The sequence below is a fragment of the Novosphingobium sp. genome (genome assembly GCF_031424035.1).
Lineage (GTDB): Bacteria > Pseudomonadota > Alphaproteobacteria > Sphingomonadales > Sphingomonadaceae > Novosphingobium.
The window spans coordinates 1-8,942 of the sequence record NZ_JANPGP010000021.1 but is presented as its reverse complement, the minus strand read 5'-3'; the positions used below and the strand labels follow the sequence as shown (position 1 = coordinate 8,942).

Here is an 8,942-nt window from a genome sequence, read left to right as displayed (position 1 = left end):
TGAGCGAAGAGCAGGGCAACGAAATCATCATGGCTGCGCGCGCGCACTGGTTCGAAGATGAGCCAGCCACAGAGGAGGCCGCCGATGCGGATTCCTCACAATGAACCGCTAAGTTCCGACACCTCTGACAGGCCTGCGCGGCCCGGGACTCGCGGATCAGCTTCGGTTGATCCGGAGAGGAAGTGCATCCTTTCCGGGGACCATGGTTCGCGGGAAGGCCTGCTGCGCCTCGCCATCTCGCCCGATGGCCTTGTCCTGCCTGATGTCCACGCCAAGGCCCCCGGCCGTGGCGCGTGGATCGGTGTCAGCCGCGCCGAGCTTGAAAAGGCGATGGCCAAGGGCCAGATGAAAGGCGCATTGGCGCGCGCGTTCAAGGGCGCGTCACTGACCATTCCTGATGACTTGCCTGAACGGATCGAAGCCGCGCTTTTCCGCGCCTTTACTGACCGGCTGGGCCTCGAGCAACGCGCGGGCAAGCTCTTGCTCGGCTCGGACCGGATCGCCGAAAAGGCCCGCGCCGGCCGCGTGGCATTTATTGGCCATGCTGCCGATGCCAGCGAAGATGGCTCGCGCAAGCTGGACCAGGCGTGGCGCGTGGGCATGGAAACCGAGGGTTCGGGCATGGCGGGAACGCGCTTGCCACTGGACCGGGAGGCGCTGTCTGTGGCATTGGGCCGCGACAATGTCGTCCACCTGGCGCTCGACGACGCAGCCGCGGCACAGCGATTGACCGCCCTGCTTGAGCGCCTGCTCCGTTTTCTTGGCCGCAGCGATCCTGCGGCAGACGAATTGAGCGTGAGGGCGAATGCTTCGTCCGCCGTGACGACTGATTGATTTTGAAGGATAGTTTTGACCGATGAGCGATGATAACAAACCGACGCTGGGCCGTAAGCCGCTGGGTCTGAAGACCGCGGTGCAGGCTGGCGAGGTCAAGCAGACCTTCAGTCACGGCCGCACCAACAAGGTCGTGGTCGAGGTGAAGCGCCGCAAGGTGCTCGGCAAACCGGGCGAAGTGGCCGCGCCGGCTCCCATCGCCGCGCCGGAGCCCGTCGCCGCGCCCGCGCCCGTCCAGCAGGCCCCCGCGCCCAAGCCGGCTCCGCGCCCGCCCGTCTCGAACGAGACGCCGCAGGAGCGCGTCGCCCGCATGCAGCGCGAAGCTGAAGAAGCGCGCATGAACGTGCTTGAGGCGCAGACCAAGCGCGAAGCCGAAGACCGCCTGCGCGCCCAGGAAGAAGAACGCCGCCGCGCCGAAGACAAGACCAAGGTGGAAACCGTGGCCCCCGAAGCGCCTGCGCCCGTTGCCGCGCCTGAACCTGAAGCGGCTCCGGCTGCTCCGGTCGCTGCTGCCGAGCCCGCTGCTGCCAGTGAAGAGCCGGCGCCCGCCGCTGCTGCTACCACTGCTGCTGCACCTGCGCCGCGCCGTTTCACGCCCGTCGCCTCGCCACCCAAGCGCCCCGAACCGGCGAAGAAGATCGCCCATCCGCGCGACAAGAGCGGTGCCGACATTCGCCGCCAGTCCGGCAAGCTCACCGTCAGCCGCGCGCTCAACGAGGACGAAGGTGCCCGCGCCCGCAGCCTCGCCGCGCTCAAGCGTGCGCGTGAAAAGGAAAAGCGGGCCCACTTCGCCGGCCAGTCGCAGCACCGCGAAAAGCAGGTCCGCGATGTCGTCGTGCCGGAAGCGATCACCGTCCAGGAACTCGCCAACCGTATGGCCGAAAAGGGCGCGGATCTGGTCAAGTCGCTGTTCAAGATGGGCGTGATGGTCACCGTCAACCAGACGATCGACCAAGATACGGCTGAACTGCTCGTCGAGGAATTTGGCCACAACATCACGCGCGTCTCTGAAAGCGACGTCGATATCGACCACACCGTTGACGTAGATGAAGAAGCTACGCTCAAGGTGCGGCCGCCGGTCGTTACGATCATGGGCCACGTCGACCACGGCAAGACCTCGCTGCTCGATGCCTTGCGCGGCACCGACGTTGTCAAGGGTGAAGCTGGCGGCATCACGCAGCACATCGGCGCTTACCAGATCAAGACCAAGGGCGGCGAACTCGTCACCTTCCTCGATACGCCGGGCCACGAGGCCTTCACCGAAATGCGTATGCGCGGTGCCAACGTCACCGATATCGTGATCCTGGTGGTTGCGGGCGATGACGGGTTGATGCCGCAGACGATCGAGGCGATCAACCACACCAAGGCGGCCGGCGTGCCGATGATCGTGGCGATCACCAAGAGCGACAAGCCCGAATACAAGCCGCAGAAGATTCGCGAACGCCTGCTCGAGCATGAGATCGTCGTCGAAGCGATGTCGGGTGACGTGCAGGATGTGGAAGTCTCGGCCAAGACTGGTGCCGGGCTGGACGAACTGATCGAGAAGATCCTGCTTCAGGCCGAACTGCTCGAACTGCGCGCCAATCCGGACCGCGCCGCCGAAGCGACCGTCGTCGAAGCCAAGCTCGACAAGGGCAAGGGGCCGCTGGCCACCGTCCTTATCACACGCGGAACGCTTAAGGTTGGCGACATCTTCGTTGTCGGCGTCCATTCGGGCCGCGTCCGCGCGCTGCATGATGATAAGGGCCGCCAGATCAAGTCGGCACCGCCGGCGCTTCCGGTCGAGGTACTTGGACTTAGCGGCGTGCCGATGGCAGGTGATACGCTCACCGTGGTCGACAACGAGGCCCGTGCCCGCGAAGTCGCTGCCTTCCGCGCCGAACAGGCAACGGCAAAGCGCACGACTTCGGCCCCGACCAACCTTGAAAACATGTTCTCGGCGCTCGCTGCCAAGGCCACTGTTATCGACTATCCGGTTGTGGTGAAAAGCGACGTCCAGGGTTCGACCGAGGCGATCGTGCAGGCGCTCAACCGCCTGTCGAACGACGAGATCAAGGTGAAGGTGCTGAGCTCCGGCGTCGGCGCGATTACCGAAAGCGACGTGACGCTGGCTTCGGCCGCCAACGCGCCGATCATCGGCTTCAACGTCCGCCCGAACCCCAAGGCGCGCGAACTGATTGCGCGTAACAAGACGCGGATGAAGTATTTCGACGTGATCTATCACCTGACTGAGGACGTCGCCAAGGAAATGGCCGGCATCTGGGGTCCGGAGCGGATCGAAACCGTGGTCGGCCGCGCCGAGATCAAGGAGATCTTCCCCGCCGGCAAGAAGGACAAGGCTGCTGGCCTGCTCGTCACCGACGGTTACATCAAGAAGGGCATCTTCGCCCGCATCACCCGCGACGATGTCATCATCACCAAGACGACGGTGGCCTCGCTGCGACGCTTCAAGGACGACGTGGCCGAAGTCCGCGCCGGTCTGGAATGCGGCGTGGTGCTGCAGGATACCAACGACATCAAGTCGGGCGATATCCTTGAAACGTTCGAGGTCGAGGAACGCGAACGGACGGTTGGCTAGGTCCATATCGGACGGACAACTTGACCACTACTTTTGTCTGATATAGACAGAAGTAGTGGAAGTTCGCTATTCCCGAAAGGCTTTGAAGTCGCTTTTGCGCTCGAACAAGCGGCAGCTCATTGAACGTAAGATCAACGAATTGGCCAAAGGTTCTCTCGCAGCCAACCCCAACGTCAAGAAGCTTGTCGGACGAGAGGAATATCGTCTCAGAGTTCAGGATTGGCGGGTGATCTTCTGCATTGATGGTTCAATTTTTGCAATTGAACATATCGGCCCGCGCGGGTCTGTGTACGAGGAGTGAGGTCATGACCGCACAGTTCGTGGATATTGCCGGTTCTCCGATGGTAATATTGAGTCGTGAGGAATTCTCTCGTCTCAATGAGGCGGCCGAATGCTATGCGGAAATCGTTGCCGCCGTCGAAGCGCAAAGGCGCAAGGACGACGGGGAGGAATACATTCCTGCCGATGTTGTCAGCCGTCTGGTTGCCGGTGATAATCCATTGTTGGTATGGCGGAATTATCGCAGACTTACACTGGATGCGCTTGGGAATTTGGTAGGTAGGAAGGGTTCTTTCATTTCCAAATTGGAAAAAGGAAAATGTGAAGGCGGCATTCGGCTTTGGCAGGATCTGGCAAAGGCGCTTGAGGTTGATCTCGACGATCTTCTGCCTGTGGAGCCCTGATGCCCCGTTACTGCGCCCTGTTCGGATCAATCAACGTCGGAGGCAACCGCCTGAAAATGGCGGACCTGCGCTATGCGCTGGAACGCGAGGACTTTGAGAATATCGAAACCGTGGTCGCCAGCGGCAATGTGCTGTTCGATTACGACGAGCGGCCCACCGATGGCCTTGAAGACCTGTTCTCCTACATGATGGCCGAACGCTTCGACATCAAAAGCTTTGTCGCGGTGCGCAGCAGGAATGAACTGGAAGCGGCGATCACCGGCAATCCCTTTGCCGCCGATGGTGCCGAAAACCTCGTGCACACCCAGTTCCTCGGCCAGCAGCCGAGCGAGGCGCAATTCACCGATATGTTGGCCGCCTATGCCGGGCGCGGGCCAGAAAGGCTCGCCTTGGGCGACCGCGCGCTCTATATCGATTTTGTCGACGGGGCGGGTAACAGCAAACTGACCGGCCCCTTCCTCGAACGACGCCTGGGATGTCCCGGCACCGCGCGCAATATCCGCTCGCTGCGCCGCATTCTCGAGAAAATGGACGCATAATGGTCGCCGCGAAAGCCTCTCCCGAAAACCGCTCGGTCCGCCTGCTCAAGGTGGGCGAACAGGTGCGCCACGTGATTTCCGAGCTGTTGATGCGGCAGGAAGTCCACGATGAAGTTCTGTCGGCGCACACGATCTCGGTCACCGAAGTGCGCATGTCGCCAGACCTGCGCCATGCCCACGTCTATGTGAAACCGCTGCTTGGTTCGGACGAGGACATCGTGCTCAAGGCACTGCGGACCAACACGGCATTTTTCCAGAAGGTTGTCGCGGGCAAGCTCAAGCTCAAATATGCCGCCAAGATCAAGTTCATGGCCGACGATACCTTCGACGAAGCCAGCTGCATCGATGCGCTGCTGAACGATCCGAAGGTGCTGCGCGACCTTGGCGATGACTGATTTCGTTTTTCTCCACGGCGGCGGTCAGGGTGGCTGGGTCTGGGATGAAACCTTGGCCGCCTTGGCAGCACAAGCGGGCGAGGGGACCCACCGTATGCTCGCCCTCGATGGCCCCGGCTGTGGTGCCAAGCGCGATGCGGACCGCGCATCCTATGCCTTCGATGCCATCACCGCAGAACTGATCGGCGACATCGAAGCCGCCGGCTTTACCGATGTCGTCCTTGTCGGCCACTCGCAGGCGGGCACGCACATGCCCTCGATGACCCTCGCACGGCCTGACCTGTTCTCCCGCGCGGTGTTCGTTTCCTGCGTCGCGCCCGATCCGGGACTGACGACGATCGAGATGACCGGAACGAAAATCCACGGCGGCAGCCATCCATTCAACGACGCTGCGCTGTCGGTGCGCGATCGTTACCGGGCGATGTTCTGCAACGATATGGCTCCCGCCGAGCAGGAAGCCTTCCTCGACAAGCTGGGCCCTGACCAGTGGCCAGCCTGTTGTTATAGCCATGCAGACTGGCCCTACGATCACCTCGCGGATCTGCCGGTAAGTTATGTGCTGTGCCTGCAGGACGCAATCCTGCCGCTGGAATGGCAAGAGCGCTTTGCCGAGCGCTTCCATGCCCGCTCTACCCCGCGCATCGACGCCGGGCACCAGGCGATGAACACCAGGCCCCATGCACTGGCGGAAATCCTGCTGGCGGAAGCGTCAGCCGCTTAGTTCGGCACCATCCGGGCCTTGATCGTGATCGTCACGTCCCTGCCCACCACGCCGCCATAGCTGTTCATGCCGAACTGGCGCCGATCAATCGTCGTCTGTGCGGTGATCTGCACCGGATCGCGGCCAGTGGCCTGCGCCGGGGGCACGGCAAACGTGACGTTCATCACTGTTGGCCGCGTGGTGCCGCGCGCGGTGAGCTGGCCGGAGATCTGCGCCGTATTCGGCCCGGTCATCGTCATGTGCTGGCCGGTAAAGCTGACCATCGGATGACGCGCCACATCAAGGAAATCAGGCCCTCTGAGCTGAGTACCCACCTTGGGGTCGCGCGTGGCCAGGGCCCGCGCATCGACCGCGACTTCAAGCCGCAGGCTGCCAAGCTGGCTGGGGGACATGACAATGCCGCCGGTCATCTTGGGAAACTGCGCCGATTTCTTGGTAAATCCGAAGATCGTCACCTTGGCGTCGATCTGGCTGGTGCGGCTGTCTATCTGGTAGCGATAGGCTGGCGTTGCCGCGGCAATCGAGAGCAGGGGTATGGCGGCAAGGAAAATTCGCATCGTTACGGTCCCGTCCTGCGCCCGCAGAGGGACGGCTCGGTTCATTACCGCAAGGTCGCCAAACATCCTTACGATTCGGTTAAGGGGTGCACCTTAGGGCGCGGAAACCATTACACCATGCGCGCATCCACAGATGCCTTAGCAAACGGACTCGCCTTTGCTGCGTCAGTACCTATCTGTGACCCACCATGGCCAAGCTCTATTTCTATTATGCCAGCATGAACGCTGGCAAATCGACCAACCTGCTGCAGGCGAACTTCAATTATAACGAGCGGGGCATGCAGACGATGCTGTGGACCGCCGCGCTGGACGACAGGGGCGGGGACAAGGCTATCGAAAGCCGCATCGGCCTGAATGCCGACGCGCATCGCTTCCGACCTGATACCGATCTGTGGGACCGGATCAGCGCCGCACACCGCGTCGAGCCTTTGGCCTGCGTGCTGGTGGACGAGGCACAGTTCCTTTCCGTGCTGCAAGTCTGGCAACTGGCGCGCATCGCGGACGAAGGCGGGATTCCCGTGCTCTGCTATGGCCTGCGCACCGATTTCCAAGGGGAGTTGTTCCCGGGATCGGGTGCGCTCCTCGGCCTTGCAGATGCCCTGATCGAGCTCAAAGCGGTGTGCCATTGCGGCCGCAAGTCGACGATGAACCTGCGTGTTGACGAAAGCGGCGCGGCGGTGAAGGCGGGGGCGCAGAACGAGATTGGCGGGAACGACCGCTACGTGGCCTTGTGCCGCAAGCACTTCAGCGAGGCACTTGGCCGATGAGCGAGACAGTCCTGCGGATGGCGGCGCTGATCGTGCCGATGATCTTCGCCATCGTATTCCACGAAGTCGCGCACGGCCTTGCCGCCAAGTGGCTGGGCGATCCCACGGCGCAGGAGCGCGGCCGGCTGAGCCTCAACCCCATCCGCCATGTCGATCCAATTGGCACCATCGTCCTGCCCGGCGCGCTGGCGCTGATGGGCCTGCCGGTGTTTGGCTGGGCCAAGCCGGTTCCGGTAATCCCCGAGAGAATGCGCAATCCGCGGCTCGGCATGATGCTTTCGGCCGCGGCTGGTCCGGCTTCTAACTTCCTGCAGGCGCTGGTCGGTGCGGTGTTGCTGGGGCTGCTGGTGGCCACTTACGGCTCGGTCGAAGAACCGGGCGGGGTGGTGAAGTTCTTTGTGATGATGCTCAGCTATGTGCTGATGATCAACGTCTTCGTCGGACTGTTCAACCTGATCCCGGTGCCGCCGTTCGATGGCTCGCATATTGTCGAAGGCCTGCTGCCGCGCAGACTGGCCGCGCAATATGCCCGCCTGCGCAACTTCGGCTTCGCGCTGGTGCTGATCGTGATCGTCGTGCTTCCCTACATTTTCCCAAGCTTCGATCCGGTCGGTGCCATCGTCGACAAGCCCTATGGCGCGATGATGGAAGGCTATGGCTGGGTGGTGAAGGCCATCGCAGGCGAGTGACGTGACGAACGGCTGGATCATCCTCGACAAGCCGCTGGAGCTTGGTTCGACCCAGGCGGTCGGCGCGGTCAAGCGCAACCTGCGCGAGGCGGGCTATCGCAAGGTCAAGGTGGGACACGGCGGTACGCTCGATCCGCTGGCCACCGGAGTGTTGTCGATCGCGCTGGGTGAGGCGACCAAGCTGTGCGGGCGGATGCTCGATGCCAGCAAGGAATATGCTTTCACCGTCCGGTTCGGCAGCGAGACTGATACCCTTGACCTTGAAGGCAAGGTCATTGCGGAAAGCACGGTGCGTCCCACGCAGGCTGACATTCAGGCCGTGCTGGCACGCTTCACCGGACTGATCGAGCAGGTACCGCCGATCTATTCCGCGCTGATGATCGATGGCCAGCGTGCCTATGACCGGGCGCGGGCAGGGGAAGAGGTGGAGCTGAAAAGCCGCGCTGTGACGGTTTATGACCTGAAAATCCTCGCCGGCACGGGGAGGGGGACCAGCGAAGCTGGTGGAGGGGGCTCTCCGGATGGTGTTGCGCCTGGGGCCAGCCCCCTCCACCATCCTGCAGATGGTCCCCCTCCCTGTGCCGGGGAGGATTACGTCACCCTCGTCGCCCATGTCTCCAAAGGCACTTACATCCGCAGCCTGGCACGCGACATCGCCCGCGCGCTCGGCACAGTCGGCCATGTCACCATGCTGCGCCGCTTGCGTGCCGGGCCGTTCGCCGAAAATCAGGCGATTTCGCTGGACAAATTGAACGAAGTGGGTAAGGGCGCGCCACTTGAGAACGTACTCTTGCCGCTGGAGGCAGGGCTGGTCGACATCCCGGCTCTCAACCTCAGTCCGGAACAGGCAAGCATGGTCCGACAGGGCCGGGTTCTGACCGGACTGCCCCACGATGACGGGCTGTACTGGGCGCGATGCGGGACTGTTCCCCTCGCACTGGTGGAGCTTTCTGGCGGTGACGCCCGCGTTACCCGGGGTTTCAATCTTTCCGATGTCGCGGAGTAAGTACTATGTCGGTATCTGCCGAAAAGAAGCAGGAAATCATCAAGGACAACGCGCGCGCAGCCAACGATACCGGCTCGCCCGAAGTTCAGGTCGCGATCCTGACCAGCCGCATCAACACGCTGCAGGGTCACTTCAAGGACCACCACAAGGACAACCACTCGCGCCGGGGCCTG

12 protein-coding genes are annotated in these 8,942 nt (G+C 62.4%); 11 read left to right on the top strand and 1 reads right to left on the bottom strand.

Annotated features, from left to right (window positions below; genetic code table 11):
• Positions 1-84: 84 nt before the first annotated feature.
• From RMO89_RS02555 to RMO89_RS02525, 7 genes are read left to right on the top strand one after another with little or no spacing between them, the layout of a single operon-like run.
• Complete coding sequence (locus RMO89_RS02555) at positions 85-834, top strand: DUF448 domain-containing protein (RefSeq protein ID WP_310531040.1); 750 nt, start codon at positions 85-87, stop codon at positions 832-834.
• A gap of 22 nt (positions 835-856) precedes the next feature.
• Complete coding sequence (infB, locus tag RMO89_RS02550; RefSeq protein ID WP_310531039.1) at positions 857-3,412, top strand: translation initiation factor IF-2; 2,556 nt, start codon at positions 857-859, stop codon at positions 3,410-3,412.
• Positions 3,413-3,467: 55 nt separating this feature from the next.
• Positions 3,468-3,713, top strand: a complete 246-nt coding sequence (locus RMO89_RS02545; protein WP_310531037.1) for a type II toxin-antitoxin system RelE/ParE family toxin — start codon at positions 3,468-3,470, stop codon at positions 3,711-3,713.
• A gap of 4 nt (positions 3,714-3,717) precedes the next feature.
• A complete protein-coding gene (locus RMO89_RS02540; RefSeq protein ID WP_310531036.1) occupies positions 3,718-4,095 on the top strand; it encodes a helix-turn-helix transcriptional regulator in 378 nt (125 codons plus the stop codon).
• Complete coding sequence (locus RMO89_RS02535; RefSeq protein ID WP_310531034.1) at positions 4,095-4,634, top strand: DUF1697 domain-containing protein; 540 nt, start codon at positions 4,095-4,097, stop codon at positions 4,632-4,634. Before RMO89_RS02540 ends, RMO89_RS02535 begins: the two co-directional genes overlap by 1 nt.
• Positions 4,634-5,029 carry a 30S ribosome-binding factor RbfA gene (gene rbfA / locus RMO89_RS02530; protein WP_310531032.1) on the top strand — a complete coding sequence of 132 codons (396 nt, stop codon included), beginning with the start codon at positions 4,634-4,636 and terminating at the stop codon, positions 5,027-5,029. The genes RMO89_RS02535 and rbfA overlap by 1 nt, the downstream gene beginning before the upstream one ends.
• On the top strand, positions 5,022-5,750 hold the full coding sequence (locus tag RMO89_RS02525) for an alpha/beta hydrolase (RefSeq protein WP_310531031.1): 729 nt from the start codon (positions 5,022-5,024) through the stop codon (positions 5,748-5,750). The genes rbfA and RMO89_RS02525 overlap by 8 nt, the downstream gene beginning before the upstream one ends.
• On the opposite strand, the gene RMO89_RS02520 is transcribed toward RMO89_RS02525, so the two are convergent.
• A complete protein-coding gene (locus tag RMO89_RS02520; protein WP_310531030.1) occupies positions 5,747-6,352 on the bottom strand; it encodes a YceI family protein in 606 nt (201 codons plus the stop codon). The genes RMO89_RS02525 and RMO89_RS02520 overlap by 4 nt on opposite strands.
• Before the next feature lie 143 nt (positions 6,353-6,495).
• Here RMO89_RS02520 and RMO89_RS02515 point away from each other — a divergent pair, with 143 nt between their 5' ends.
• The 4 genes from RMO89_RS02515 to rpsO all read left to right on the top strand — a co-directional run.
• Positions 6,496-7,074 carry a thymidine kinase gene (locus tag RMO89_RS02515; protein ID WP_310531029.1) on the top strand — a complete coding sequence of 193 codons (579 nt, stop codon included), beginning with the start codon at positions 6,496-6,498 and terminating at the stop codon, positions 7,072-7,074.
• Positions 7,071-7,763 (top strand): site-2 protease family protein, encoded by a 693-nt coding sequence (locus tag RMO89_RS02510; RefSeq protein ID WP_310531028.1) that lies wholly within the window; start codon positions 7,071-7,073, stop codon positions 7,761-7,763. The genes RMO89_RS02515 and RMO89_RS02510 overlap by 4 nt, the downstream gene beginning before the upstream one ends.
• Before the next feature lies 1 nt (position 7,764).
• Positions 7,765-8,769, top strand: coding sequence for a tRNA pseudouridine(55) synthase TruB (gene truB, locus RMO89_RS02505; RefSeq protein ID WP_310531027.1), 1,005 nt, complete (start codon positions 7,765-7,767; stop codon positions 8,767-8,769).
• A gap of 5 nt (positions 8,770-8,774) precedes the next feature.
• Positions 8,775-8,942 (top strand): 30S ribosomal protein S15 (gene rpsO, locus RMO89_RS02500; protein ID WP_310531041.1); only part of this gene is annotated, 168 nt, incomplete at its 3' end.

Bases quoted from the DNA above. Each gene is read 5' to 3' on its own strand.
- RMO89_RS02515 (WP_310531029.1), top strand. From the start codon at position 6,496: ATGGCCAAGCTCTATTTCTATTATGCCAGCATGAACGCTGGCAAATCG.
- rbfA (WP_310531032.1), top strand. From the start codon at position 4,634: ATGGTCGCCGCGAAAGCCTCTCCCGAAAACCGCTCGGTCCGCCTGCTC.
- RMO89_RS02555 (WP_310531040.1), top strand. From the start codon at position 85: ATGCGGATTCCTCACAATGAACCGCTAAGTTCCGACACCTCTGACAGG.
- RMO89_RS02535 (WP_310531034.1), top strand. From the start codon at position 4,095: ATGCCCCGTTACTGCGCCCTGTTCGGATCAATCAACGTCGGAGGCAAC.
- infB (WP_310531039.1), top strand. From the start codon at position 857: ATGAGCGATGATAACAAACCGACGCTGGGCCGTAAGCCGCTGGGTCTG.
- RMO89_RS02540 (WP_310531036.1), top strand. From the start codon at position 3,718: ATGACCGCACAGTTCGTGGATATTGCCGGTTCTCCGATGGTAATATTG.
- RMO89_RS02510 (WP_310531028.1), top strand. From the start codon at position 7,071: ATGAGCGAGACAGTCCTGCGGATGGCGGCGCTGATCGTGCCGATGATC.
- RMO89_RS02525 (WP_310531031.1), top strand. From the start codon at position 5,022: ATGACTGATTTCGTTTTTCTCCACGGCGGCGGTCAGGGTGGCTGGGTC.
- RMO89_RS02520 (WP_310531030.1), bottom strand. From the start codon at position 6,352: ATGAACCGAGCCGTCCCTCTGCGGGCGCAGGACGGGACCGTAACGATG.